This is a genomic window from Pseudomonas sp. WMBT8 (genome assembly GCF_050916005.1).
Lineage (GTDB): Bacteria > Pseudomonadota > Gammaproteobacteria > Pseudomonadales > Pseudomonadaceae > Aquipseudomonas.
Genome location: NZ_CP188096.1, coordinates 31326 through 57461 on the forward strand (window position 1 = coordinate 31326; position 26136 = coordinate 57461).

The 26136-nt window shown below is 61.6% G+C and carries 28 protein-coding genes; 20 read left to right on the plus strand and 8 right to left on the minus strand.

What is annotated here, in order from left to right; genetic code table 11:
- Positions 1 to 9 precede the first annotated feature (9 nt).
- The 6 genes from ACO77H_RS00140 to ACO77H_RS00165 all read left to right on the plus strand — a co-directional run bounded on the left by ACO77H_RS00140 (position 10) and on the right by ACO77H_RS00165 (position 5730).
- Positions 10 to 957 carry a choline sulfate utilization transcriptional regulator gene (locus tag ACO77H_RS00140; RefSeq protein WP_432754821.1) on the plus strand — a complete coding sequence of 316 codons (948 nt, stop codon included), beginning with the start codon at positions 10 to 12 and terminating at the stop codon, positions 955 to 957.
- Positions 958 to 988: 31 nt separating this feature from the next.
- Positions 989 to 1315: a DOPA 4,5-dioxygenase family protein gene (locus tag ACO77H_RS00145; protein ID WP_169954086.1), complete on the plus strand. Its 327-nt coding sequence runs from the start codon at positions 989 to 991 to the stop codon at positions 1313 to 1315.
- Positions 1316 to 1478: 163 nt separating this feature from the next.
- Entirely contained in the window at positions 1479 to 2444 is a 966-nt protein-coding gene (locus ACO77H_RS00150) for a 2-dehydro-3-deoxygalactonokinase (protein ID WP_432754822.1), read from the plus strand.
- Between the two features lies 1 nt (position 2445).
- On the plus strand, positions 2446 to 3066 hold the full coding sequence (locus ACO77H_RS00155) for a 2-dehydro-3-deoxy-6-phosphogalactonate aldolase (RefSeq protein ID WP_432754823.1): 621 nt from the start codon (positions 2446 to 2448) through the stop codon (positions 3064 to 3066).
- Positions 3067 to 3113: 47 nt separating this feature from the next.
- Positions 3114 to 4262, plus strand: a complete 1149-nt coding sequence (gene dgoD / locus ACO77H_RS00160; RefSeq protein ID WP_032857121.1) for a galactonate dehydratase — start codon at positions 3114 to 3116, stop codon at positions 4260 to 4262.
- Between the two features lie 151 nt (positions 4263 to 4413).
- On the plus strand, positions 4414 to 5730 hold the full coding sequence (locus ACO77H_RS00165) for an MFS transporter (RefSeq protein WP_029290257.1): 1317 nt from the start codon (positions 4414 to 4416) through the stop codon (positions 5728 to 5730).
- A 45-nt stretch (positions 5731 to 5775) separates the two neighbouring features.
- Here the strand turns inward: ACO77H_RS00165 and trpA are convergent, their stop codons facing one another.
- Both trpA and trpB read right to left on the minus strand, forming a co-directional pair.
- A complete protein-coding gene (trpA, locus tag ACO77H_RS00170; protein WP_172313863.1) occupies positions 5776 to 6585 on the minus strand; it encodes a tryptophan synthase subunit alpha in 810 nt (269 codons plus the stop codon).
- Positions 6586 to 7812 carry a tryptophan synthase subunit beta gene (gene trpB / locus ACO77H_RS00175; protein WP_170057452.1) on the minus strand — a complete coding sequence of 409 codons (1227 nt, stop codon included), beginning with the start codon at positions 7810 to 7812 and terminating at the stop codon, positions 6586 to 6588.
- Positions 7813 to 7920: 108 nt separating this feature from the next.
- On the opposite strand from trpB, the gene ACO77H_RS00180 reads away from it, so the two are divergent.
- Positions 7921 to 8817 carry a LysR family transcriptional regulator gene (locus tag ACO77H_RS00180; RefSeq protein WP_170041993.1) on the plus strand — a complete coding sequence of 299 codons (897 nt, stop codon included), beginning with the start codon at positions 7921 to 7923 and terminating at the stop codon, positions 8815 to 8817.
- Here the strand turns inward: ACO77H_RS00180 and ACO77H_RS00185 are convergent.
- Complete coding sequence (locus tag ACO77H_RS00185) at positions 8814 to 9140, minus strand: DUF883 family protein (RefSeq protein WP_016969656.1); 327 nt, start codon at positions 9138 to 9140, stop codon at positions 8814 to 8816. The genes ACO77H_RS00180 and ACO77H_RS00185 overlap by 4 nt on opposite strands.
- A 155-nt stretch (positions 9141 to 9295) precedes the next feature.
- Between ACO77H_RS00185 and ACO77H_RS00190 the strand changes: the two genes are divergently transcribed.
- A complete protein-coding gene (locus tag ACO77H_RS00190) occupies positions 9296 to 9511 on the plus strand; it encodes a dodecin (RefSeq protein ID WP_029290270.1) in 216 nt (71 codons plus the stop codon).
- 115 nt (positions 9512 to 9626) lie between these two features.
- Positions 9627 to 9851, plus strand: a complete 225-nt coding sequence (locus tag ACO77H_RS00195; RefSeq protein ID WP_169954092.1) for a DUF1161 domain-containing protein — start codon at positions 9627 to 9629, stop codon at positions 9849 to 9851.
- 58 nt (positions 9852 to 9909) lie between these two features.
- On the opposite strand, the gene ACO77H_RS00200 is transcribed toward ACO77H_RS00195, so the two are convergent.
- Entirely contained in the window at positions 9910 to 10911 is a 1002-nt protein-coding gene (locus tag ACO77H_RS00200) for an LLM class flavin-dependent oxidoreductase (protein ID WP_029290274.1), read from the minus strand.
- A gap of 212 nt (positions 10912 to 11123) precedes the next feature.
- On the opposite strand from ACO77H_RS00200, the gene ACO77H_RS00205 reads away from it, so the two are divergent.
- On the plus strand, positions 11124 to 11555 hold the full coding sequence (locus ACO77H_RS00205) for an OsmC family protein (protein ID WP_432754824.1): 432 nt from the start codon (positions 11124 to 11126) through the stop codon (positions 11553 to 11555).
- 147 nt (positions 11556 to 11702) lie between these two features.
- Entirely contained in the window at positions 11703 to 11942 is a 240-nt protein-coding gene (locus tag ACO77H_RS00210; protein WP_057439267.1) for a DUF1161 domain-containing protein, read from the plus strand.
- Here the strand turns inward: ACO77H_RS00210 and ACO77H_RS00215 are convergent, their stop codons facing one another.
- Complete coding sequence (locus tag ACO77H_RS00215; protein ID WP_170041991.1) at positions 11943 to 12371, minus strand: hypothetical protein; 429 nt, start codon at positions 12369 to 12371, stop codon at positions 11943 to 11945. It lies immediately after the preceding gene.
- 87 nt (positions 12372 to 12458) lie between these two features.
- Between ACO77H_RS00215 and ACO77H_RS00220 the strand changes: the two genes are divergently transcribed.
- A complete protein-coding gene (locus ACO77H_RS00220) occupies positions 12459 to 13502 on the plus strand; it encodes an aminopeptidase (RefSeq protein ID WP_169954095.1) in 1044 nt (347 codons plus the stop codon).
- A gap of 85 nt (positions 13503 to 13587) precedes the next feature.
- Here the strand turns inward: ACO77H_RS00220 and ACO77H_RS00225 are convergent, their stop codons facing one another.
- Both ACO77H_RS00225 and ACO77H_RS00230 read right to left on the minus strand, forming a co-directional pair.
- Positions 13588 to 14247, minus strand: coding sequence for an HAD family hydrolase (locus ACO77H_RS00225; protein WP_169954096.1), 660 nt, complete (start codon positions 14245 to 14247; stop codon positions 13588 to 13590).
- A complete protein-coding gene (locus ACO77H_RS00230; RefSeq protein ID WP_170041989.1) occupies positions 14244 to 14786 on the minus strand; it encodes a gamma carbonic anhydrase family protein in 543 nt (180 codons plus the stop codon). The genes ACO77H_RS00225 and ACO77H_RS00230 overlap by 4 nt, the downstream gene beginning before the upstream one ends.
- 101 nt (positions 14787 to 14887) lie before the next feature.
- On the opposite strand from ACO77H_RS00230, the gene prlC reads away from it, so the two are divergent.
- The 8 genes from prlC (at position 14888) to ACO77H_RS00270 (ending at position 25086) form a co-directional block, all read left to right on the plus strand.
- The gene (gene prlC, locus ACO77H_RS00235; RefSeq protein WP_432754825.1) at positions 14888 to 16939 is read left to right on the plus strand and encodes an oligopeptidase A; all 2052 of its coding nucleotides are present in this window, start codon (positions 14888 to 14890) and stop codon (positions 16937 to 16939) included.
- Positions 16936 to 17211 carry a YheV family putative zinc ribbon protein gene (locus ACO77H_RS00240; RefSeq protein WP_029290288.1) on the plus strand — a complete coding sequence of 92 codons (276 nt, stop codon included), beginning with the start codon at positions 16936 to 16938 and terminating at the stop codon, positions 17209 to 17211. The genes prlC and ACO77H_RS00240 overlap by 4 nt, the downstream gene beginning before the upstream one ends.
- 291 nt (positions 17212 to 17502) lie before the next feature.
- Positions 17503 to 18255, plus strand: coding sequence for a gluconate 2-dehydrogenase subunit 3 family protein (locus tag ACO77H_RS00245; RefSeq protein WP_169954099.1), 753 nt, complete (start codon positions 17503 to 17505; stop codon positions 18253 to 18255).
- 2 nt (positions 18256 to 18257) lie between these two features.
- Positions 18258 to 20042 carry a GMC oxidoreductase gene (locus tag ACO77H_RS00250; protein WP_169954100.1) on the plus strand — a complete coding sequence of 595 codons (1785 nt, stop codon included), beginning with the start codon at positions 18258 to 18260 and terminating at the stop codon, positions 20040 to 20042.
- Between the two features lie 12 nt (positions 20043 to 20054).
- The gene (locus tag ACO77H_RS00255) at positions 20055 to 21350 is read left to right on the plus strand and encodes a c-type cytochrome (RefSeq protein WP_169954101.1); all 1296 of its coding nucleotides are present in this window, start codon (positions 20055 to 20057) and stop codon (positions 21348 to 21350) included.
- Positions 21351 to 21431: 81 nt separating this feature from the next.
- Positions 21432 to 22490, plus strand: coding sequence for a PA0069 family radical SAM protein (locus tag ACO77H_RS00260; protein WP_432754826.1), 1059 nt, complete (start codon positions 21432 to 21434; stop codon positions 22488 to 22490).
- Positions 22491 to 22721: 231 nt separating this feature from the next.
- A complete protein-coding gene (locus ACO77H_RS00265; protein WP_057957895.1) occupies positions 22722 to 23453 on the plus strand; it encodes a carbonic anhydrase in 732 nt (243 codons plus the stop codon).
- A gap of 85 nt (positions 23454 to 23538) precedes the next feature.
- On the plus strand, positions 23539 to 25086 hold the full coding sequence (locus tag ACO77H_RS00270) for a SulP family inorganic anion transporter (RefSeq protein ID WP_169954103.1): 1548 nt from the start codon (positions 23539 to 23541) through the stop codon (positions 25084 to 25086).
- 163 nt (positions 25087 to 25249) lie between these two features.
- On the opposite strand, the gene ACO77H_RS00275 is transcribed toward ACO77H_RS00270, so the two are convergent.
- On the minus strand, positions 25250 to 25897 hold the full coding sequence (locus ACO77H_RS00275) for a hypothetical protein (RefSeq protein ID WP_169954104.1): 648 nt from the start codon (positions 25895 to 25897) through the stop codon (positions 25250 to 25252).
- Positions 25898 to 26136: the final 239 nt, after the last annotated feature.

Below are 26136 nucleotides of genomic sequence, written 5' to 3' on the forward strand. Positions count from 1 at the left end.
GCACCGCTTATGTATAAAGCCCTGGGAAACCTGTCGCTGGATCTGTTGCGCGCCTTTGAAGCCGCCGCCCGTCATCGCAGCTTTACAGCGGCGGCGATGGAGCTGGGCACCACCCAGCCGGCCGTCAGCCAGCAGATCAAGCGCCTGGAAGAACAGCTGGCAGTACGCCTGTTCGACCGTATCTACCGGGGCATCGAATTGACTGACGCGGGCATGCTGTTGTTCGAGCACGTCCAGGCCGGATTGCAGAGCATTGATGCGGGCCTGGGGCTAATCACGGAGCAGGACCAGCACGAAGTGTTGCAAGTGGCGACCGACTTCGCCTTCGCCGCCTACTGGCTGATGCCGCGTCTGCATCGCTTTCATGAGGCCAACCCGCAAGTGGATGTGAGCCTGGTCACCAGCGAGCGCAACCACGCGGCCTTGCGCAGTGACATCGATGTGGCGGTGTTGTTTGGCGACGGGCGTTTTCGCCAGGGCCACAGCCAGTGGTTGTTCAACGAGGAAGTGTTCCCGGTGTGCAGCCCGCAACTGCTCAAGGGCCGCGCCACGCCGCTGTCGCTACAAAGCCTGCAGGAGCTGCCGCTATTGCACCTGCGCCAGGAAAACAGCCAGTGGTTCGACTGGAACGGGGTGTTTCGCGAACTGGGCATCACCGCCGCACCGACCCCCGGCCTGCTGCGTTTCGACAATTACACCCTTTTGATCCAGGCGGCGATTGCCGGCCAGGGCGTGGCCATCGGCTGGCGCCATCTGGTGGATAATCTGCTGGAGCAGAAATGGCTGTGCCGGCCGATTGGCGACACGGTGATCTCGCGCTTTGGTTATTACGTGGTGTTGCCCCAGCGCAAACGGCGCGGGCAGTTGATCGAACGGTTTGTCGACTGGCTGGCGGCCGAGCAGGCCAGCAGCGCGCAGTCCCTGGCCGGGCTGGCCCTGCCGTCGATTGCGGTCTAGGATCGGCCGATCAACGAGTCCGGAGCCAGTCATGCAACGTATCAAGGGCTACCACGCCCATATCTACTTCGACGCCAGCACCCTCGACCAGGCGCGCAAGCTCTGCGAAGACGCGGCGGCCATCTTCCCGGTGCGCATGGGGCGTATGCACGAGCGCCCGGTGGGCCCGCATCCGGACTGGAGCTGCCAGCTGGCGTTCGACCCCGAGTACATCGGCGTGGCGCTGCCGTGGCTGGCGCTCAACCGCAACGGGTTGGTGGTGTTTCTGCACCCGGATACCGGCGATGACCTGAAGGATCACACCGACTATGCGATCTGGATGGGCGCCATGCGGCCGTTGGATTTGTCGATTTTTTAACCAGTTGCTGTCAGTTGAGTCCTCACGTTCAGGTGCGAAGAACAGCGCAGGGACGTGGGGATGTTTTCAGCATTGTTCCACTATATGGGATTGATATTTATATATTGAGATATTTTCAGCCTTAGGTTTATAGTCGGCCATCTGCCACATTCCAGGTGAAGCGATGCCGGCGCAATTGATCGCGCTCGATTGGGGAACCAGTTCCCTTCGTGCCTATAAGCTCGGCCCAGGTGGCCAGGTCCTCGAACAGCGCTCGCTGGCGTCGGGGATCATGCATTTGCCCAGTGCACCGCGATTGATCGGTGGTGTTCATTGCAGCGATGGGTTTGAGCTGGCCTTTGATACTGCGTGCGGCGACTGGCTCGACGCCCAGCCCGAGCTGCCGGTGATCGCCTGCGGCATGGTCGGCAGCGCCCAGGGGTGGGGTGAGGCGGCCTATCGCAAGACGCCGGTTGACGTCGCCAGCCTGGGCTTGGCGCTGCACAAGGTGCGCAGTTTGCGCGGTGTGGATGTGCATATCGTGCCCGGTGTGATCGAGCAGGTTGGCTTGCCCAACGTGATGCGCGGCGAAGAAACCCAGGTGCTCGGCGTGCTGCAAAGCCTGCCAGCCAGCGCTGAATTATTGATCGGCCTGCCCGGCAGCCATTCCAAATGGGTCGAGGTAGTCGCAGGCCGCATCACCCACTTCGACACCTTCATGACCGGCGAACTGTTCGCGGTGCTGAGCACGCACAGCATTCTGGGGCGTACGCAAAAGAGCGTCGGGCAGTTCCAGGCCCAAGCCTTTGACCGAGGCGTGCAGGTGGCGCTTTCAGAGGATGGCCAGCGTGGGGTGCTGTCGACCCTGTTCAGCGCGCGCACCCTGGGGTTGACCGCAGAACTGACTCCTGAGCAGCAGCCCGACTACCTGTCCGGCCTGCTGATCGGCCATGAACTGGCCGGCTTGCCCGACCGTGCGCGCCACACGCCGATCATCCTGGTGGGCGCCGCCGCCCTCTGCGCCCGCTACCAACGTGCCCTCGCCCTGTGTGGTTTGCACCACGTCAGCCTCGCGCAAGCAGCGACCGAGCGCGGCCTGTGGCAACTGGCGCTGGCCGCCGGGCTCATTCAACCTGCAATCGAGGCCTGACATGCTCAAGCAAGCACTCACACGCAACGGTTTGATCGCGATCCTGCGGGGCCTGCGCCCGGATGAGGCTGGCGCTGTCGGCCAGGTGCTGTACCAGGCCGGGTTCCGGGTGATCGAAGTGCCGCTCAATTCGCCAGATCCCTACACCAGCATCCGCACCCTGCGTGAGACGTTGCCCGCCGACTGCCTGATCGGCGCTGGCACCGTGCTGACGCCTGAGCAGGTGGAACGGGTGAAGGCGGCGGGTGGCCAGGTGATCGTCATGCCCCACAGCGATGCCAAGGTGCTGCGTGCCGCAAAAGCTGCGGGCCTGTACCTGTCGCCCGGGGTTGCGACGCCCACCGAAGCCTTCGCCGCCCTGGCCGAAGGGGCCGATGTGCTCAAGCTGTTCCCGGCCGAGCAAATGGGCCCGGCGGTGGTCAAGGCCTGGCTGGCGGTGTTGCCGGCCGGCACGGTCCTGCTGCCGGTGGGCGGGATTACCCCGGACAACATGCAAGTGTTCGTCGACGCCGGGGTCAAGGGCTTTGGCTTGGGCTCCGGGCTGTTCAAGCCCGGCATGACGGTCGAGCAGGTGGCGAGCCGTGCCCAGGCGTATGTCGCTGCCTGGAATGCCTTGAACTGAGTGTGCCTGGCGCCTCAGGCGCCGCATCCGACAAGAGAGATAAGAAGATGAAAATCACCAAACTGACCACCTTTATCGTGCCGCCGCGCTGGTGCTTCCTCAAAGTGGAAACCGACCAGGGTGTAACCGGTTGGGGCGAGCCCGTGGTTGAAGGCCGCGCCCACACCGTGGCGGCGGCGGTCGAGGAATTGTCCGACTACTTGATCGGCAAAGACCCGCGCAATATCGAAGATATCTGGACCGTGCTGTATCGCGGCGGCTTCTACCGGGGCGGCGCGATTCATATGAGCGCCCTGGCCGGGATCGACCAGGCGTTGTGGGACATCAAGGGCAAGGCCCTCGGCGTGTCGGTCAGCGACCTGCTGGGCGGCCAGGTGCGGGACAAGATCCGCGTCTACTCGTGGATCGGCGGCGACCGCCCGGCCGACACCGCCCGTGCGGCCAAGGAAGCCGTGGCCCGGGGGTTTACGGCGGTGAAGATGAATGGCACCGAGGAGCTGCAATTTCTCGACACCTTCGACAAGGTCGACCAGGCCCTGGCCAACGTGGCCGCCGTGCGCGACGCGGTCGGCCCGAATGTCGGCATTGGCGTGGACTTCCATGGCCGCGTCCACAAGCCCATGGCCAAGGTGCTGATGAAAGAGCTGGACCCGTACAAGCTGATGTTTATCGAGGAGCCGGTGCTCAGCGAAAACTACGAAGCGCTCAAGGAACTGGCGCCTTTGACCAGCACCCCGATTGCCCTGGGCGAGCGGCTGTTCTCGCGCTGGGATTTCAAGCGTGTGCTCAGTGAAGGTTACGTCGACATCATCCAGCCGGATGCGTCCCACGCCGGCGGCATCACCGAAACCCGCAAGATCGCCAACATGGCCGAAGCCTACGACGTGGCCCTGGCCCTGCACTGCCCGCTGGGCCCGATTGCCCTGGCGGCGTGCCTGCAACTGGATGCAGTTTGCTACAACGCGTTTATCCAGGAGCAAAGCCTGGGCATTCACTACAACGAGAGCAACGATTTGCTCGACTACGTGCGCGATCCGGGGGTTTTCGACTACGACCAGGGCTTTGTGAAAATCCCCAACGGGCCGGGGCTGGGGATTGAGATCAACGAGGAATACGTGATCGAGCGCGCGGCCATTGGTCACCGCTGGCGCAACCCGATCTGGCGGCATGCCGATGGCAGTTTTGCCGAGTGGTGATTGTCACCTGACGGAACGCGGTCAGTGTGGGAGCTGGCTTGCCTGCGATAGCAATGTTGAATGTTCCGTCGCCATCGCAGGCAAGCCAGCTCCCACTTTCAACCCGGTAGCCGTTAACCGACCTCAATAAACATAATAAGAGGCTCCCCCCATGCACCCTGAAACCCTCACCGGCCAGGCGTCCCTCGTCACGCCCAGCCGCAAGCGTTACTTCATCATGGTCCTGCTGTTTATCACGGTGGTGATCAACTACCTGGACCGCAGCAACCTGTCGATTGCCGCGCCGGCCCTGACCAGCGAGCTGGGGATCGACCCGGTGCATGTGGGGCTGATTTTCTCGGCGTTCGGCTGGACCTACGCCGCCATGCAAATCCCCGGCGGCTGGCTGGTGGACCGGGTGCCACCGCGCATTTTGTACACCGTGGCTTTGCTGTTGTGGTCGATTGCCACGGTGATGCTGGGGTTTGCCGCAAGCTTTATCGCGCTGTTTGTGTTGCGCATGGCGGTGGGTGCCCTGGAAGCGCCGGCTTATCCGATCAACAGTCGGGTCGTCACCAGCTGGTTTCCCGAGCGTGAGCGCGCCACGGCCATTGGTTTTTACACGTCCGGGCAGTTCGTCGGGCTGGCGTTCCTTACCCCGGTACTGGCGTGGTTGCAGCATCACTATGGCTGGCACATGGTGTTTATCAGCACCGGCGCGGTGGGCATCCTCTGGGCACTGGTGTGGTACGCGGTGTACCGCGAGCCGCGGGATTTCAAAGGGGTCAACAGCGCAGAAATCGAGTTGATCCGCGCAGGCGGCGGCCTGGTGGACCTGGATGCACAAACCGCCAAGCGCAAGGCGCCTTTTAGTTGGGTCGACCTGGGTATCGTGCTGACTAAACGCAAGCTGTGGGGCATCTACCTGGGCCAGTTCTGCCTGAACTCGACCCTGTGGTTTTTCCTGACATGGTTCCCAACCTACCTGGTGAAATATCGCGGCATGGACTTCATCAAGTCCGGCCTGCTTGCCTCGCTGCCGTTTCTCGCGGCGTTTGTCGGGGTGTTGTGTTCCGGGCTGTTTTCCGACTGGCTGATCCGCCGTGGCGCCTCGGTGGGGTTTGCGCGCAAGTTGCCGATCATCAGTGGCCTGCTGATCTCCACGGCGATCATCGGCGCCAACTTCGTGGATTCCACGCCACTGGTGATTGCATTCCTGGCGGTAGCGTTCTTCGGCAACGGCCTGGCGTCGATCACCTGGTCGCTGGTCTCGACACTGGCGCCGGCGCGACTGTTGGGGTTGACGGGTGGGGTGTTCAACTTCATCGGCAACCTGGCGGCGATTACCACGCCTATCGTCATTGGCTTTCTGGCCACGGGCGATTCGTTTGCGCCGGCGATTACTTACATTGCGGTGTTGGCGTTGCTGGGGGCGCTGTCCTACATATTGCTGGTGGGTAAGGTCGAGCGGATCGAGCTGAAGGAATAAAGCTGTTGTAGAAGCGAGCTTGGCTCGCTCCTACAAGGGGGGCGTTTATTTACGGGCGTTACGCACACCTTCCGACAGCGCTGCACACAGACTCAACACCCCATCAATCGCTTGCTGGTCGTTGCTGGCATTGGCGATGTGGTCGATCAGCGCCGACCCCACCACCACACCGTCCGCCAGGCGGGCGATGGCGGCGGCCTGTTCCGGGGTGCGGATGCCGAAGCCGATGCTGATCGGCAGGTCGGTATGCCGGCGCAGGCGGCCGACGGCCTCTTCCACGTGTTCCAGGGTGGCGGCACCGGCACCGGTCACACCGGCCACCGACACGTAGTACACAAACCCGGAGCTGCCGTTGAGCACGGTGGGCAGGCGCGCATCGTCGGTGGTGGGCGTGGTCAGGCGGATAAAGTCGATGCCTGCGGCCTGGGCCGGGTCGCACAGTTCGCTGTTATGTTCCGGCGGCATGTCGACCACGATCAGGCCGTCCACGCCGGCCTCTTTTGCGTCATGGATAAAGCGCGGCACGCCGTACATGTGGATCGGGTTGAAGTAGCCCATCAGCACCAGCGGCGTATCGCTGTTGCCCTGGCGGAACTCGCGCACCATCTGCAGGGTTTTCAGCAGGTTCTGCTTGGCGCCCAACGCGCGGATATTGGCCAGCTGGATCGCCGGGCCATCGGCCATGGGGTCGGTGAAAGGCATGCCCAGCTCGATCACATCGGCGCCGGCTGCCGGCAAGCCCTTGAGGATCGCCAGGGAAGTGTCATACCCCGGGTCGCCAGCGGTAACGAAGGTCACCAGGGCGGCGCGGTTTTGTTCCTTGAGTTGCGCAAAGCGGGTTTGCAGGCGGCTCATTTAGTGTTTCTCCTGCTGAGACTGTTCCATATGGTGCATCACTGTCTGCATGTCCTTGTCGCCACGGCCCGACAGGTTGACCACCATCAGGTGATCCTTGGGTAGGCTCGGTGCGCGCTTGAACACTTCGGCCAGGGCGTGGGCGCTTTCCAGTGCAGGAATAATCCCTTCCAGACGGCAGCATTTGTGAAAGGCGTCGAGGGCTTCGTCGTCAGTTACCGAGGTGTACTGGACGCGGCCAATGTCGTGCAACCATGCATGCTCAGGGCCGATGCCGGGGTAGTCGAGGCCCGCAGAGATCGAGTGGGCGTCGATGATCTGGCCGTCGTCGTCCTGCAACAGGAAGGTACGGTTGCCGTGCAGCACGCCCGGTACGCCGCCATTGAGGCTGGCCGCGTGCTTGCCGGTCTCGATGCCGTAGCCGGCGGCTTCAACACCAATGATCTGGACACTGGTGTCATCGAGGAACGGGTGGAATAGGCCCATGGCATTCGAGCCACCGCCGATGCACGCCACCAGGCTGTCCGGCAGGCGGCCTTCCTGGGCTTGCAACTGGGTGCGGGTTTCCTTGCCGATCACCGCCTGGAAGTCGCGCACCATCGCCGGGTACGGGTGCGGGCCGGCCACGGTGCCGATCAGGTAGAAGGTGCTGTCGACGTTGGTCACCCAGTCGCGCAGGGCTTCGTTCATCGCGTCCTTGAGGGTGCCGGTGCCGGCCACCACCGGGATCACTTCGGCGCCCAAAAGCTTCATGCGGAACACGTTGGCCTGCTGGCGCTCGATATCAGTGGTGCCCATGTAGATCACACATTGCAGGCCAAACCGCGCGGCAACGGTGGCGGTGGCCACGCCGTGCATGCCGGCGCCGGTCTCGGCGATGATGCGTTTCTTGCCCATGCGCCGCGCCAACAGGATCTGGCCGATGCAGTTGTTGATCTTGTGCGCGCCTGTGTGGTTGAGCTCTTCGCGCTTGAGGTAGATCTTGGCGCCGCCGCAGAACTCGGTCAGGCGTTCGGCAAAGTACAGCGGGCTGGGGCGTCCGACATAGTCGCGCTGGAAGTAGGCCAGTTCTTTGTTGAAGGCCGGATCGATCTTGGCCGCTTCGTATTCGCGGGCCAGGTCGAGGATCAACGGCATCAGGGTTTCCGCCACGTAGCGGCCGCCGAACGCGCCAAACAGGCCGTTGGCGTCAGGGCCGTTGCGTAAATCGGTCTGGGACTGAGTCATGGTGCGCTCCAGGAAGAAAGTTGGGAGAGGCAATGACGGCCACTCTACCCCTGACGCCGGACCGTGAAAACCGATAAGATCGCCGCAACCTGTCAGGAAAACTCACAGATGAGCCGAGACCTTCCGCCGCTTAATGCCCTGCGTGCATTTGAAGCCACCGCCCGCCTCAACAGCGTCAGCCAGGCTGCCGAGCAATTGCATGTGACCCATGGTGCGGTCAGCCGACAACTGAAAGTGTTGGAAGAACACCTTGGGGTGAGTCTTTTCGTCAAGGATGGACGCGGCATTAAACTCACAGATGCCGGCGTGCGGCTGCGCGATGCCAGCTTCGAGGCGTTCGAGCGTCTGCGGGATGTGTGCGGGGAGTTGACCCAAAGCAGCGCCGACGCGCCGTTTGTCCTTGGCTGCTCCGGCAGTCTGCTGGCGCGTTGGTTTATTCCGCGCCTGGGGCGCTTGAATGCCGACTTGCCGGATTTGCGCCTGCATCTATCGGCGGGCGAAGGCGACCTTGATCCAAGGCGCCCGGGCCTGGACGCCCTGCTGCTGTTTGCCGAGCCGCCGTGGCCTGCGGATATGCAGGTCTACGAGCTGGCGAGCGAGCGGATTGGCCCGGTGATGAGCCCGCATTTTGCCCATTACCAAGCCCTGCGCCAGGCACCCGCCCAGGCTCTGCTGGGCGAAGCCCTGTTGCACACCACTTCGCGCCCGCAAGCCTGGCCCAATTGGGCACAGCACCATGGCATCGAGCCCGGCGCATTGAAGTACGGCCAGGGGTTTGAGCATCTGTATTATTTGCTGGAGGCGGCCGTGGCTGGCCTTGGGGTGGCGATCGCACCGCAACCGCTGGTGGCGGAGGACGTGCGCGCCGGTCGCCTGGTTGCGCCATGGGGTTTTAGTCAAACCCCGGCGCAACTGGCGTTGTGGCTACCCAAGCGCGCCGCGGATGGGCGCGCCCGGCAGCTGGCGCAATGGCTCAAGGCTGAGCTTGCGCGCCAGCCGGTTTAGTCACCGCGTTTGCACAGCAGGTAAGCCGCCAGCAGGCCCAGTGCGCCAACGGCAACGCCGGCGGTGGTCCAAGGGTGCTCCTGTGCATAGTCACGGGTGGCAGCCCCGGTTTCGCGGATTTTCACTTTGCTTTCTTCGTAGGCGTCGCTGATCAAGTGGCGGGAGTGCTTGAGGGCATTCTCGGCATTGCTTTTGAGGGCCTTCAGGGTTTTGCGCGACTCGTCAGACGCATCGTCCTTGAGGCTCTCAAGGGATTTGAGCAGGCTCGAAATCTCGGCTTCCATGCTTTCCAATGACGCTTTGCGTAAAGAGGTGTTGGCCATGTGGGCTCTCCTGGAGTGAATGAGTAACGTGTGTTGATTCCGACTGCGGGGGTTTCAGAAAGTGCAGTAAATCTGAACTTTCAAGTAAGAAGAGTCGCCAGAAGCAGTACGAAGAATCACTGCTAGGCTTCATTCATCGACCCAGGAGAACACTCATGACTGATCATCACACCTACAAGAAAGTCGAACTGGTGGGCTCGTCCCCAACCAGTATCGAGGACGCCATCAACAATGCCCTGGCCGAGGCCAGCAAGAGCATCAAGCACCTGGAGTGGTTTGAGGTCACCGAAACCCGTGGCCACATCAAGGACGGCAAGGCCGCGCACTTCCAGGTGACACTCAAGGTGGGCTTTCGTATTGCCAATAGTTGACGGGGTTGGTTGAACTTGCACGCTGGCCGATTGCCATAACCTGCGCTACACCCTTTGGGCGCCGATGCCCTATGCGTCGGCGTACATTTTTTGATCAGCGCAAGGAAAGTAACGGATGAAAAAGTTTCTGTTAGCGGTAGGTTTGTTGAGCCTGGCAGGTACAGCCCTGGCGGCTGGCAAGGATTGTGGTGAGCTGAAAAGCGAAATCGACGCCAAGATCCAGGCCAATGGTGCGTCCGGGTACACCCTGGAAATTGTCGAAAAAGGCAGCGCAACCAACGGCGAAGTGGTCGGCAGTTGCGAAGGTGGTACCAAGGAAATCGTCTACAACCGCAGGTGATCCCGTGCGGCAGACATAAAAACCGACGCCAGAGCGTCGGTTTTTTTATCCCCGCCGATCAGCCCTTCATCACCTGGGCCAGTAGCTCATAGGAATGAATCCGATCAGCATGTTCGTACAGGTCGCAGGTAAAGATCAGCTCATCGGCGCCCGTCTGCTCGATCAACACCTCCAGTTTGGCGCGAATCTTCGCCGGGCTGCCTACCATCGCCAGGCCTAGGAAACTGCCTACCGCGTCCTTCTCATGGGGCAGCCACAGGCCGTCCATGCTGTCGACCGGCGGGCGTTGCACCAGGCTTTGCCCACGCATCAGCGCGAGAATTCGCTGGTAGACCGAGGTGGCCAGGTAATTGGCCTGCTCATCGGTATCAGCGGCCACCAGCGGCACACCGAGCATCACATAGGGCTTGTCGAGCACTGCCGAAGGCTTGAAGTGATTGCGATAGACGCGAATCGCCTCATGCATCATGCGCGGTGCGAAATGGGAGGCGAAGGCGTAGGGCAAACCGCGCTCGCCAGCCAGTTGGGCGCTGAACAGGCTGGAACCGAGCAGCCACACCGGGACGTTGGTGCCGGTGCCCGGTACGGCGATCACCCGTTGGTCGGGGGTGCGCGGGCCCAGGTAGGCCATCAACTCGGCCACATCTTCCGGGAAGTCATCGGCGCTGCCGGAGCGTTCGCGGCGTAGGGCGCGGGCGGTCATCTGGTCTGAGCCAGGTGCGCGGCCCAGGCCCAGGTCGATCCGGCCGGGGTACAGGCTTTCCAGGGTGCCGAACTGTTCAGCGATCACCAGTGGCGCATGGTTGGGCAGCATCACGCCGCCTGCGCCGACCCGGATAGTCGAAGTGCCACCGGCCAGGTAGCCGAGCAGCACCGAGGTCGCGGAGCTGGCGATGCCATCCATATTGTGGTGCTCGGCCACCCAGAAGCGGGTGTAGCCGAGCTTTTCCACGTGCTGGGCCAGGTCCAGGGAATTGCGCAACGACTGCGCCGGGCTGCCATTGGCGCGCACCGGTACCAGGTCGAGGGTCGAGAACTTCACATCGGACAGTGGTTTCATAAGCCTGCTTCTCCATAGGGGCGCAGGCTTGTGACGAACCAAAACCTGCCGCTTCATGTGCATGCCCTATGCAATGAGGGCATATACCCGAGATTCAATAGCGGACATGAAATTTCCTACTTGCCCGCTTGGTTTTTCCGACAGGGTGAACTTTGCCAGAGGTTCTATCCTCAGAACCTTACTGATGCACAACCACTGCTTGGGAGAACGCTATGAGTATCGTGAAAAAAGCCTCCGCACACTGGGAAGGCGACCTGAAAACCGGTCTGGGCTCGATCTCGACCGAAACCGGCGTATTGCGCGAAGCCCCCTACGGCTTCAAGGCACGTTTCGAAGGTGGCAAGGGTACCAACCCTGAAGAACTGATCGGCGCGGCCCATGCCGGCTGCTTCTCCATGGCCTTTTCCATGATTCTTGGCGATGCCGGCCTCAAGGCTGACAGTATCGACACCCAGGCCGAAGTGACCCTGGACCAGGTGGACGGTGGTTTTGCGATCACCGCAGTCCACCTGATCCTCAAGGCCAAGATCCCCGGCGCGAGCCAGGCGCAGTTCGATGAAATGAGCAAGAAGGCCAAGGAAGGATGCCCGGTATCCAAGGTGCTGAACGCCACCATCACCCTGGATGGCACCCTCGTCAACTGATCTGCGCAGGTCCAATGTGGGAGCGGGCTTGCTCGCCCCCACATTTTGTTCTGCGTTAAATCAGAACTCGCGTTTCGCAAATGTGGTCTCATACCCATGCAGCCTTTGGCGCACACCCGTGCGCAGCGCATTTAGGGAGCTTCACACATGAAACGTTTTGCCTTGGCGATTATCTGCGGTGTTTTGGCCACATCGGCAATGGCCGCGCCCAAAGACTGTGAAGAGCTCAGGAAAGAGATTGAAGTCGGCCTACAGGCCAAGGCAATCCCGTCCTACACCCTGGAAATCATCACCGCCGAAGAAGCCAAGAATCATGACGAAGCCATGATCGTCGGCTCCTGCGAAAACGGCACCAAGCGCATCATCTACCAGCGCAACGATGACTGATCAGGGAATGCAGTTGACGCTGCGTTCCTCGGCCAGTAACTGACGCTGGGCGTCATATAGCCGGATATTCGGGGTGAAGCCCAGCGAGCGCCCTTCCAGGCGGTAGCGCTGGCCGGCCTGGAACTGGTCGTATTGCAGGGTGATAAAACAGGTGCGCTCCTGGGGCTGGTTTAGCCCGCCACCCAGGCCTGCGCCGGCATACACTTCAAAATCAAAACGCACCATCAACTCGTGGCTGCCCGGTGGCACCTGGAAGTAGCGCCCATCGTCCAGGGCCTTGCCGTCCAGGCGTTGCGCCATGACCAGCTTGGCGCCGGGGGTCGGGGTGGCAAAATCGACCCAGGCCTGTTGCGGGTCGGCTGGCGGGATCGGGGTGGAGGCGCAGGCGCTGAGAAAAATCGCCGCCAAGGGAAGCAAGAGCTGACGCATAGTGGGCACTCAACCGTAGGAATGGTATGAGCATAACCCCTGCCAGCCAGTTAGTCTGGCGGGCCAAAGATTGTGGAGCGGTTTGAGATGGTGCGGCATTTATTGGCGGGGCTGACGTGCCTATTGCTCGGTGGCTGTTCCAGTGTCAGCTATTACAGCCAGTTGGCCAGCGGCCAATGGCAGCTGCTGCAGGCGCGGGAGCCGGTGGCCAAGGTGATCGCCGATCCGACGCGCCCGCAAGTGTTGCGTGAGCATTTGGCGCAATCCCAGAAGGCACGCACCTTTGCCAGCCAACAGTTGCATTTGCCCGACAACCAGAGCTACCGCCTTTACGCCGATATCGGCCGGCCGTACGTAGTCTGGAATGTCTTTGCTACATCAGAGTTTTCTTTGTTACCCCAGACCCATTGTTTCCCGATTGCCGGCTGCGTGGCCTATCGCGGTTATTACACTCAGGGCGCGGCCCGGGGCGAGGCTGCGTTGTTGCAACTGCGTGGCATGGATGTGTCGATTGGCGGCGTCGAGGCCTATTCCACCCTCGGCTGGTTCAATGACCCGATCATGAGTTCGATGATGCGTTGGGGTGATGAGCGCCTGGCCACGGTGATTTTTCACGAGCTGGCGCACCAGCGTTTTTATGTGAAGGACGACACGGAGTTCAATGAGTCGTTTGCCACCTTCGTCGAGCAGGAAGGCACCCGGCAATGGCGCGCGGCCCGTGGCCTGGCGCCTGCGAGCGAATCGACGTTGAAGCAGCGCGACCAGTTTATCCAACTGATCCTCGACACCCGCAGTCGCCTGGAGCGCCTGTATGCGCAGCCGTTGGCCGCAGTTGCGATGCGCCAGGCCAAGGCGGCCGAGTTCGAGCGCTTGCGCCGTGAGTATCGGCAGATGCGCGACAGCCAGTGGGGCGGCGACCCGCGTTATGACGCCTGGGTCAATCAGCCGATGAACAATGCACGGTTGTTGCCGTTTGGGCTGTATGACCAGTGGGTACCGGCGTTTGCGGCGTTGTTTCGCCGGGAGGGCGGGGATTGGCTGAGGTTCTACGGCGCCGTGGAGCAGTTGGGGCGCTTGCCGGTGGAGCAGCGCAAATTAGCGTTGCGGCAGTTGGTAAGCGGTGACGTTTAGGGCCTCATCGCAGGCAAGCCAGCTCCCACATGTTGATGTGTGAACACCGTCCAATGTGGGAGCTGGCCTGCCCGCGATAGCGGTCTCAAGCCCGCCGCAAAAACGCCTGATGCATCTCCTCCAGCGTCTCAAAATGCCAGCGCGGCGCTTCAGCATTCAACTCGGCAAAACTACCAAACCCATACCCCACCGCCGCTGCATCCAGGCCATTGCTACGTGCGCCGATCAGGTCGTGCTTGCGGTCGCCGATCATCAAGGTACTGGCCGGATCCAGGCCTTCCTCGCGCATCAAATGGGCGATCAGCTCGACCTTGTTGGTGCGGGTACCGTCCAATTCACTGCCGTAAATCACCTTGAAGTGCTTGGCGAAATCGAAATGCCGGGCGATCTCCCGGGCAAATTCCCACGGTTTGGAGGTGGCCACATACAGTTGGCGACCCTGGGCATTGAGCTCCTCCAGCAACGGCATGACCCCATCGAACACCCGGTTTTCATAGAGCCCGGTGACTTTGAAGCGCTCGCGATAGAAATTCACCGCCTCCCAGGCCCGCGCCTCGTCGAAATCGTAGAACTGCATAAAGGCTTGCAGCAGCGGCGGGCCGATAAAGTGTTCGAGCTTGGTCAGGTCCGGCTCATCGATGCCCAGCTTGGCCAAGGCGTACTGGATCGAGCGGGTGATGCCTTCCCGTGGATCGGTCAGGGTGCCGTCCAGGTCAAACAGGACGGTTTGGTAATCCAGGGTCATCGGTCGAATCCTTCTGCCAGGTGCAGGTCCTTGAGCTTCACGTAGTTCGCTGCGCTGTAGGTGAAAAAGGCGCGTTCCTTGTCAGAAAGCGCGCGGACTTGTTTAACCGGGCTGCCCACATACAAAAAGCCGCTTTCAAGTTTTTTGCCCGGCGGCACCAGGCTGCCGGCGCCGATGATCACATCGTCTTCAACCACCGCGCCGTCCATCACAATGCTGCCCATGCCGATCAGGATACGACTGCCGACGGTGCAGCCATGGAGCATGACCTTGTGGGCGATGGTCACATCGTCGCCGATCAGCAGCGGGAAACCGTCAGGATTGAAGGGTCCGGCGTGGGTAATGTGCAGCACGCAGCCGTCCTGCACGCTGGTGCGCGCGCCGATGCGGATGCGGTGCATGTCGCCGCGAATCACCGTCAGCGGCCAGACCGAGCTGTCGGCGCCGATTTGAACATCGCCGATCACCACCGCCGAAGCATCGACGAAAGCCCCGGCGCCGAGGGTTGGCGTGTGATTCTGATAGGTGCGAAGGGTCACGATAGCCTCTCTCTGTTTGGTTGATAGCTGCGGTGGACGTTGATTGTAATTAAGATGGCCCCATCTTTGTCTTACCTGTTTCTTCAGCCAAGGTGCCAACCGTGAGCGCGAACAACCCTCTTTTGCAGTCCTACGACCTGCCGCCGTTCTCGGCGATCCGTGCCGAGCACGTCCAACCGGCCATCGAACAGATCCTGGCCGACAACCGCGTCGCCATCGAAGGCATCCTGCAAAGCCAGGGGAAAAATCCGACCTGGGCCGGCCTGGTCCTGGCCATGGATGAACTCAACGACCGCCTGGGCGCCGCCTGGAGCCCGGTCAGCCATCTCAACGCCGTGTGCAACAGCGCTGAACTGCGTGAGGCCTATGAGGCCTGCCTGCCGGCATTGAGCGCCTATTCCACCGAGATGGGCCAGAACCGCGAGCTGTTCCAGGCCTTCGAAGCCCTGGCCAACAGCCCGCAAGCGGCCGGTTTCGACGTGGCGCAAAAAACCATTCTGGAGCACGCACTGCGCGACTTCCGCCTGTCGGGTATCGACCTGCCGCCTGAGCAGCAGAAGCGCTACGCCGAGGTGCAAAGCAAACTCTCCGAGTTGGGCAGCAAGTTCTCCAACCAATTGCTCGACGCCACCCAGGCCTGGACCAAGCACGTCACCGACGAAGCCACCCTGGCCGGCCTGACCGACTCGGCCAAGGCGCAAATGGTGGCTGCGGCCCAGGCCAAAGGCCTCGACGGCTGGCTGATCAGCCTGGAGTTCCCCAGCTACTACGCGGTGATGACCTACGCCCACGACCGCGCCCTGCGCGAAGAAATCTACGCGGCCTACTGCACCCGTGCGTCGGACCAAGGCCCGAATGCCGGTCAGAACGATAACGGCCCGGTGATGGAACAGATCCTCGACTTGCGTCAGGAACTGGCCCAACTGCTCGGTTTCGCTTCTTTCTCCGAACTGAGCCTGGCCACCAAAATGGCCGAATCCAGCGACCAGGTACTGAGTTTCCTACGCGACCTGGCCAAACGCAGCAAGCCATTCGCCACCCAGGACCTGCAGCAGCTCAAGGCCTACGCCGCCGAACAAGGCTGCAACGACCTGCAAAGCTGGGACAGTGGTTTCTACGGCGAAAAGCTGCGTGAACAGCGCTACAGCGTGTCCCAGGAAGCCCTGCGTGCCTACTTCCCGATCGACAAAGTGCTGGGCGGGCTGTTTGCCATCGTCCAGCGCCTGTACGGCATCGAGATCGCCGAGCAGAAAGGCTTCGACACCTGGCACCCGGATGTTCGCCTGTTCGAAATCAAGGAAAACGGCCAGCACGTCGGCCGCTTCTTCTTCGACCTGTATGCCCGCGCCAACAAGCGTGGCGGTGCCTGGATGGACGGCGCGCGGGATCGTCGGCGCACCGCCGAGGGTGTGCTGCAAAGCCCGGTGGCTAACCTTGTGTGCAACTTCACCCCGGCCGACAGCGGCAAGCCTGCCCTGCTGACCCACGATGAAGTCACCACCCTGTTCCACGAATTCGGTCACGGCCTGCACCACCTGCTGACCCGCGTCGAACACGCGGGCGTGTCCGGCATCAACGGCGTGGCCTGGGACGCGGTGGAGTTGCCGAGCCAGTTCATGGAGAACTGGTGCTGGGAACCTGAAGGGCTGGCGCTGATTTCCGGTCATTACGAAAGCGGCGAAGCCCTGCCCCAGGACCTGCTGCAAAAAATGCTCGCGGCGAAGAACTTCCAGTCTGGCCTGATGATGGTGCGCCAGCTGGAATTCTCGCTGTTCGACTTTGAACTGCATGCCACCCACGGTGATGGCCGCAGCGTGGCGCAGGTGCTCGAAGGCGTGCGCGACGAGGTGTCGGTGATGCGTCCGCCGGCCTATAACCGCTTCCCCAACAGCTTTGCGCATATCTTCGCCGGCGGTTACGCGGCGGGGTACTACAGCTACAAGTGGGCCGAAGTATTGTCGGCAGATGCCTTCTCCAAGTTCGAAGAAGACGGCGTGCTCAATGCCGAAACTGGCCGGGCCTTCCGCGAGGCGATCCTGGCCCGTGGCGGTTCCCAGGCGCCGATGGTGCTGTTCGTCGACTTCCGCGGACGCGCACCGTCGATTGACGCACTTTTGCGCCACAGCGGCCTGAGTGAGGACGCGGCAGCATGAGTGACGGGCCTGTGATCACCAAAAAGCAATTTATCGCCGGCGCCGTGTGCCCGGCGTGCAGCGAGCCGGACAAGTTGAAGATGTGGACCGAAGACAGCGTGCCCCATCGCGAATGCGTGGCCTGTGGCTATACCGACACGCTCAACGACCAGGGTTTGTCGGTGCCCAAGGAATTGGGCACGCGGGTCAACACCTCGGCGTTGAAAGCGCCGGCGGACCCCAAGGTGCAGGCGGTGCAGTTCTTCCCTAATCCCAAGCTGAAAAAAGACTGACGGACCTCACTCCGTCCAACCTGTGGGAACAGGCTCATGTAGGAGCTGGCTTGCCAGCGATAGCATCACCTCGGTGTCACTGATACACCGAGGTGTCTGCATCGCAGGCAAGCCAGCTCCTACACAAGCCTGTTCCCACTTTTTTTTGCGCGCATTTCTCGATTTTCCTGGCTGAAACGGTTCTCTCATTCCTTAGCCTGCTATCATTTGTAACCATTGATTACATCCACAACGACAAGCCGCTCCATGAAGCGACTGCTCAAACCCGTGACCACATGATGAGGTGCCACCATGTCTGATCAAGATCGAGACAACCCCCGGCGTGACTTTTTGCGCAAATCCTTGACCTTGATCCCGGTGGTCACGGTTGCCAGCACCGGCCTTGGCGGCTCGATGCTGATGGCCACGCCCGAGCCTGTCCAGGCCAGCCCGGCCAAGGCACCTACCAGCGAAAAGGCCTACGAGCCCAGTTACTTCACCGCTGAGGAATGGGCCTTCATCAACGCGGCCGTCGCGCGCCTGATCCCCGCAGATGCCCAAGGCCCAGGTGCCCTGGAAGCCGGTGCACCGGAATACATCGACCGGCAGATGAACACGCCCTACGCCAGCGGCGCCCTGTGGTTCATGCAAGGTCCGTTCAACGCCGACGCACCGCCCGAGATGGGCTGGCAGAGCAAACTGGTGCCCAAGGAGATCTATCGCCTGGGTATTGCTGCCACGGATGCCTGGTCGAAAGCGTTCAACGGTAAAACATTTGCTGGGCAAGACAGCGCTACCCAGGATGATTTGCTGCGCCGCCTGGAGGCGGGAGGTGCCGAAACCGGCGAGCATTTCGCCGCGGTCCCGCCGAAGATTTTCTTCAACTTGTTGCTGCAAAACACCAAGGAAGGGTTCTTCTGCGACCCGATCCACGGCGGCAACAAAGGCATGGTCGGCTGGACCATGATCGGCTTCCCCGGCGCCCGCGCCGATTTCATGGATTGGGTTGAACGCAACGAGCAATACCCCTTCCCGGCTGTTTCCATCCGTGGCGAGAGGGCATAAACGTGGCGACCATCATGAAGAAAGTGGATGCAGTCATCGTCGGCTTTGGCTGGACTGGCGCGATCATGGCCAAGGAGCTGACGGAAGCCGGCTTGCACGTGGTAGCGCTGGAGCGCGGCCCGATGCAGGACACCTACCCGGACGGCAATTACCCACAAGTGATCGACGAACTGACCTACAGCGTGCGCAAAAAGCTGTTCCAGGACATTTCCAAGGAAACCGTGACCATTCGCCATAGTGTGAATGACATCGCCCTGCCCAACCGTCAGTTGGGCGCCTTCCTGCCGGGCAACGGCGTAGGCGGCGCGGGCCTGCACTGGTCGGGCGTGCATTTTCGGGTGGACCCTATCGAACTGCGCATGCGCAGCCACTACGAAGAACGCTACGGCAAAAACTTCATTCCCAAGGACATGACCATCCAGGACTTCGGCGTCAGCTACGAAGAACTGGAACCGTTCTTTGACTACGCCGAAAAGGTCTTCGGCACCTCCGGCCAGGCCTGGACCGTGAAGGGCCAACTGGTGGGTGAAGGCAAGGGCGGCAACCCTTACGCGCCGGATCGCTCCAGCCATTTCCCACTGGAATCGCAGAAAAATACCTACTCGGCACAGCTGTTTCAGCAGGCCGCCACTGCCGTGGGCTACAAGCCCTACAATCTGCCTTCGGCCAATACCTCGGGGCCTTACACCAACCCCTATGGCGCGCAGATGGGGCCGTGCAACTTCTGTGGTTTTTGCAGCGGGTATGTCTGCTACATGTACTCCAAGGCATCGCCCAACGTGAACATCCTGCCGGCCCTGCGCCAGGTGCCGAACTTTGAACTGCGGCCAAATTCCCACGTGCTCAAAGTCAATCTCGACAGCACCAAGCGCAAGGCCACTGGCGTGACCTATATCGACGCCCAGGGCCGGGAGATCGAGCAACCGGCGGACCTGGTGATTCTTGGCGCCTTCCAGTTCCACAACGTGCGGCTGATGCTGCTCTCGGGCATCGGCAAGCCCTACGACCCGATCACGGGCGAAGGGGTGGTGGGCAAGAACTTCGCCTACCAGAACATGGCCACCATCAAGGCCTACTTCGACAAAGACGTGCACACCAACAACTTCATCGGCGCTGGCGGCAATGGCGTGGCGGTGGACGACTTCAACGCCGATAACTTCGATCATGGCCCCCATGGTTTCGTCGGCGGTTCGCCGATGTGGGTCAACCAGGCGGGCAGCCGGCCGATTGCCGGTACCTCCAACCCACCGGGCACGCCGGCCTGGGGCAGTGCGTGGAAGCGCGCCACGGCCGATTACTACACCCACCAAGTGTCGATGGACGCCCATGGCGCTCATCAATCCTACCGGGGCAACTACCTCGATCTGGACCCGGTTTACCGTGATGCCTACGGCCTGCCGTTGCTGCGCATGACCTTCGACTGGCAGGAAAACGACATCAAGATGAACCGCTTCATGGTCGAGAAAATGGGCAAGATCGCCGAAGCGATGAACCCCAAGGCGATTGCCGTACTCGGCAAGAAGGTCGGCGAGCACTTCAACACCGCGTCTTACCAGACCACGCACCTCAACGGTGGCGCGATCATGGGTACCGACCCGAAGACCAGCGCGTTGAACCGCTACCTGCAGTGCTGGGATGTGCACAACGTGTTTGTCCCAGGCGCATCCGCTTTCCCACAAGGCTTGGGCTACAACCCTACGGGCCTGGTGGCGGCGCTGACCTATTGGTCCGCCCGGGCGATACGCGAGCAGTACCTGAAAAATCCCGGCCCGCTGGTTCAGGCATAAGGAGCGACGACTATGAAAGCATTTGTTATCGCAACCCTGGCCCTGTTCAGCAGTTGCTCGGTGAGCGCCGCTGAAACTGATCTGGTCAAACAGGGCGAATACCTGGCTCGCGCCGGTGACTGCGTGGCCTGCCATACCGCCAAGGGCGGCAAGCCGTTTGCCGGTGGCCTGGCGATGGAAACCCCGATCGGCGTGATCTACTCAACCAACATCACCCCGGACAAAACCGGCCTGGGGGACTACAGCTTTGAAGATTTCGACAAAGCCGTGCGCCATGGTGTCGCCAAAAGCGGTAGTACCCTTTACCCGGCGATGCCCTACCCGTCTTACGCACGTGTCAGCGAAACCGACATGCAGGCGCTGTATGCGTACTTTATGAAAGGCGTGGAACCGGTCGCCCAGGCGAACCAGGACAGTGATATTCCCTGGCCCTTGAGCATGCGCTGGCCCCTGGCGGCATGGCGTTGGATGTTTGCGCCCGAGGTGGCGGGCTATCAGGCCCCGGCCGATGCCGACCCGGTGATCAGCCGTGGCGCCTACCTGGTGGAAGGTCTCGGCCACTGTGGCGCCTGCCATACCCCGCGGGCCCTGACCATGCAGGAAAAGGCCCTGAGCGCGTCGCAAGGTGCGGCGTTCCTGTCCGGCAGTGCGCCCCTGGAAGGCTGGATCGCCAAAAGCCTGCGCGGCGACCACAAGGACGGCCTGGGCAGTTGGAGCGAAGAGCAACTGGTGCAGTTTCTCAAGACCGGTCGCAGTGATCGCAGCGCGGTGTTTGGCGGTATGAGCGACGTTGTAGTCCACAGCATGCAGTACATGTCTGAAGACGACCTGACCGCTATCGCCCGTTACCTCAAGAGCCTGCCGGCAGTCGATCCCAAGGATCAGCCGCACCAGTACGACAAGCAGGTGGCCGAGGCTTTATGGAAAGGCGATGACAGCCAGCCGGGCGCTGCGGTGTACATCGACAACTGCGCGGCCTGCCATCGCACCGATGGCCATGGCTACACCCGGGTGTTCCCGGCGCTGGCGGGCAACCCGGTGTTGCAGACGGCGGATGCCACATCGTTGATCAACATTGTGTTGAATGGTGGAACCCTGCCGGCCACACATGCAGCGCCTTCTACATTCACCATGCCGGCTTTTGCCTGGCGCTTGTCGGATCAGGAAGTGGCGGATGTGGTCAGCTTTATTCGGGGCAGCTGGGGTAACCAGGGCGCGCCGGTGAAGGCTGGTGACGTGGCCGACCTGCGCAAAAGCGATAAACACACCACCTCGGGCGACGATCTGGGGCAAGTGACGAGTCACTGATTTTGCCTTTGCCGCCCAACGGCACTGGTCAGATACGCTGCGCCTCGATACTGTATATAAAAACAGTATCGAGGCGCTTTCATGTCCACTCCTCTGCCGCCGCGCGGGCGAGGCACCGCCACCAACCTGCACAATCGCTTCGCGCCCACGGTGAGTGTGGCCGAGGATGACGGCTGGTATCAGGAAGTGCCGCCGACCCAGGGCACCGAAGTGCGCATCGAGACGGCGAAGACCATCATCAGCCGCAACACCTCGCCGGACCTGCCGTTCGACCGCTCCATCAACCCTTACCGGGGGTGTGAGCACGGTTGCATTTATTGTTATGCGCGGCCCAGCCATGCCTATTGGGACATGTCCCCGGGCCTGGACTTTGAAACCAAGCTGATCGCCAAGAGCAACGCCGCCCAGGTGCTGGAGCAACAATTGTCCAAGCCCGGTTATGTGTGCGCGCCGATCAACCTGGGCTCCAACACGGACCCGTACCAGCCCATCGAGCGCGAGTACCAGATCACTCGGCAAACCCTGCAAGTGCTGCTGCGCTATCGCCACCCGGTGACTATCGTGACCAAGGGTTCGTTGATCCTGCGTGACCTTGACCTGCTCACCGAACTGGCCCGCCAGCGGCTGGTGGCGGTGATGATCAGCCTTACCAGCCTGGACGACGAACTCAAGCGCATCCTGGAACCTCGTGCAGCGGCGCCCAAGGCGCGGCTGCGGGCGATCCGGGTGATGCGCGAGGCAGGGATCCCGGTAGGCGTGCTGTGCTCGCCGATGATTCCGATGATCAACGACAGCGAACTGGAAAGCCTGCTCGCCGAGGCCCATGCCGCCGGGGCGCAGAGCGCCGCCTATATGATGCTGCGCCTGCCCCTTGAGGTGGCGCCGCTGTTCGAGGAGTGGTTGGCGGCCCATTACCCGCAACGGGCGGCCCATGTGATGAGCCTGGTACGCCAGGTGCGCGGTGGCGAAGTCTATGACAGCCGCTTCGGTGTGCGCATGCGCGGTGAAGGACCGTTTGCCGACCTGCTGGCGCAACGATTTGCCAAGGCGATCAAGCGCTTGGGGCTTGACCGGCGGGAGGGCTTCAATCTCGATTGCAGTGCATTCTGTCCACCCGGCAGGCAGCTGGCTTTGTTGTAGACTGATACAAATGCGCGGGTTTCCCGGCCAGGGTGGTCGCGTTTTGATATCACTGAAACCCGCGAGATAGAGCGGTTGATTCAGTTTGAGTTAAGTTTCGGCAGGTACCTTGTTCATTGAGTGACTGATGGGTCGGCGGCGCTGGCTGGGTGGTCTGCATGTGTTGTTTCCCGGTGATCGCGCGTCGACCTCAACTGCAAGACTCTCCTGCCCCAACCACGAGGATGAATCATGAGTGACAAGGATAAACAGCCGTTGGCTGCGTCGGCTTCAGCCCCTCACGAGGCGGAGTCCGCCGATGCAGCGCTGCAGCACATCGTTGATGGCTTTTTGCATTTCCATAACGAGGTCTTTCCCCAGCAGGAAGAGCTCTTCAAGAAACTCGCCACGGCCCAGAGCCCACGGGCGATGTTTATCACCTGTGCCGACTCGCGCATTGTTCCGGAACTGATCACCCAGAGCTCCCCGGGCGATTTGTTCGTCACCCGTAACGTGGGTAACGTCGTGCCGCCTTACGGGCAGATGAACGGCGGTGTGTCCACGGCCATCGAGTACGCGGTGCTGGCGCTTGGCGTGCAGCACATCATCGTCTGCGGCCACTCCGATTGTGGCGCCATGCGGGCCGTGCTCAACCCCCAGAGCCTGGAAAAAATGCCCACGGTCAAAGCCTGGCTGCGCCACGCCGAGGTCGCCAAGACCATGGTCCAGGACAACTGTGATTGCGCCAATGAAGGCGAAAGCATGCAGGTGCTGACCGAAGAAAACGTCATCGCCCAGTTGCAACACTTGCGCACCCACCCCTCTGTGGCTTCGCGCATGGCCAACGGCCATTTGTTCATCCACGGCTGGATCTACAACATCGAGACCAGCGAGATCAAAGCCTACGATGCGGACCAGGCCACGTTCCGGCCGCTGAGCGGGTCCGGACCGATCCCTTCGGCGACGCCCAAAGCGCGCTTCTAAAACAATCCCCTGCCGGGTAATGCGATGGCTGCCATGGATGCAGCCAGGCCTTGCCACGCCCGGCGAATGCCTCGGGAGAGTCATCATGCGTGCAGCTCAATTAAAAACAGTGCTTCCACGGGAGCTGTTGGCTTCGGTGGTGGTGTTTCTGGTGGCCCTGCCCCTGTGCATGGGGATCGCCATTGCATCCGGGATGCCACCGGCCAAGGGCCTGATCACCGGGATTATCGGTGGCCTGGTGGTGGGCTGGCTGGCCGGTTCGCCCCTGCAAGTCAGCGGCCCGGCGGCGGGCCTGGCGGTGTTGGTGTTCGAACTGGTGCGCCAGCACGGCATGCTGATGCTCGGGCCGATCCTGCTCTTGGCGGGTTTCCTGCAACTGGTGGCCGGGCGCCTGCGCCTGGGCTGCTGGTTCCGGGTGACGGCGCCGGCGGTGGTCTACGGCATGCTGGCGGGGATCGGGGTGTTGATCGTCCTGTCGCAAGTGCATGTGATGCTCGATGGGGCGCCCAAGCCTTCGGGGCTGGATAACCTCGCGGGCTTCCCCGCCGCAGTGGCCCAGGCCATTCCCAGCCTGGGTGGCGGGCTCGGTTGGCAAGCCGGCCTGCTGGGCTTGGCGACCATGCTGGTGATGTGGTTGTGGGACCGGTTTCGCCCGCAAAAGCTGCGTTTTGTCCCCGGCGCATTGCTTGGCGTGGGCCTGGCGACTGTGACCAGCCTGGCGCTGGCCTTGCAGGTCAAGCGCGTGGAGGTGCCGGAAAACCTCGCCGATGCCATTGATTGGTTGCGCCCCAGCGACCTGCTGAACCTGGCCGACCCCAACCTGTTGATCGCGGCCTTCGCGGTAGCCTTTATCGCCAGTGCCGAAACGTTGCTCTCGGCGGCGGCTGTGGACCGTATGCACAATGGTCAGCGTTCGGACTTCGACAAGGAATTGTCCGCCCAGGGTGTAGGCAACATGCTATGCGGCCTGGTGGGTGCATTGCCCATGACCGGGGTGATCGTGCGCAGCTCGGCCAACGTCCAGGCGGGGGCAACCACGCGCTTGTCGGCGATGTTCCACGGCCTTTGGCTACTGGCCTTCGTATTGCTGTTGTCGAGCGTGCTGCAAAGCATTCCGGTGGCGAGCCTGGCGGGGGTGCTGGTGTACACCGGCATCAAGTTGGTGGACCTCAAGGCGTTCCGTGGCCTGGCGCGTTATGGCCGGATGCCGATGTTCACCTACGCCGCCACGGCCCTGGCGATCATCTTCACCGATTTGCTGACGGGAGTGCTGGTGGGCTTCGGCCTGACCCTGGTGAAACTGGCGTGGAAGGCTTCACGGTTGAAAGTCAGCCTGATCGACCTGCCCCAGGACGGTGAGATGGAGTTGCGATTGACCGGTGCGGCGACCTTTCTCAAAGTGCCCGCATTGACCCAGGTGCTGGCGACGGTGCCGGCGGGGACCACGGTGCATGTGCCGCTCAATAACCTGAGCTACGTGGATCACTCGTGCCTGGAATTGCTGGAGGAATGGGGGCGGGCCAATGCAGCCAAGGGCTCGAAGTTGGTGATCGAGGCGCGCGGGTTGAAGCGCAGGTTGGAAGGGCGGATACGTACCACGACGCGGATTGGTTCGGCCCCGTCAGTGGGCTGACGAAACCGGATAAAAAAATGTGGGAGCGGCGCTGTGACGATTCGACTTGCCCGCGATAGCGGTGTCTCAGTGCCAGATTTGCAACTGACACTGCGCTATCGCGGGCAAGTCGAATCGTCACAGCGCCGCTCCCACATTTTTGCTCTGTGTCAGGGCGGGCGATTCAGGCTGGCTGATCCAGCTCCAACTCCACGCCCAATTGGCGCGACAGGCACGGCCAGCGCTTCCACGCGGCTTCCGTTGCCGGGCTCTTGAGCTGTTCGCGATAGGCCTCGACGGACTCCAGGGCGAAGCTCTCTTCATTGAGCATTTCATCCACCGCCAGGTGCACGGCTTCATCCAGCTGATTGGCGAAATCTTCGCCGATCAGTTGGTGGGCAATCACGTTGGCAACGGTGGTGTCTGCCGGAATCAACGGCTGGCCGAAATGCTTGATATACAGATCGTTTACTTCTTCCACCAGTCGGTGGGCCAGGTAGGCCTCGTCCAACAGGCCGTTGAGGCCTTCATGGGCCGTCAGGATCGCCGGCGGCTGTAGAAAAAAATGCTCGGCGATTTTCAGCACCGGCTTGATCTGGCTTTCAATCCCGGCTTCCCGGGCCACGTCGTTGGCGGCGTCCAGCAGGTCCGGGACCTGGTCGATGTAGGCGGTGACGAAACGCGTCATCACGGCATTGCGATCACCGTCGGCCAGGGAAATGGCCGAGTGCAGGTGTGGCAACTGTGCGTCCAGTTGTTTAGCCAATTGGCCGGTGGACGCTTCGTGTTGATGGGCACGGGAAATCTGCTCGCGCAATGCGGCGGTGTTCATGAAAGCTCCAGGAATACGGGCGTAGGAAAGGGGATTGCATAAGGTAGCTCGTTTATACGAGCCCCTAAGACGCATTTGTCATAATTATTTCATGGTTATGCGCCGCTGTTATATCGAAATGCCATCGTTCGTCGGATAGGCCCTGAATCTGCTGGCCGGCCAATGCCGTTCGTCTCTTTTTACTGATTTGTCCCCACACATTGCGGGGTCGCAGTCGCTGTCTATACTCGGGTTTGTAC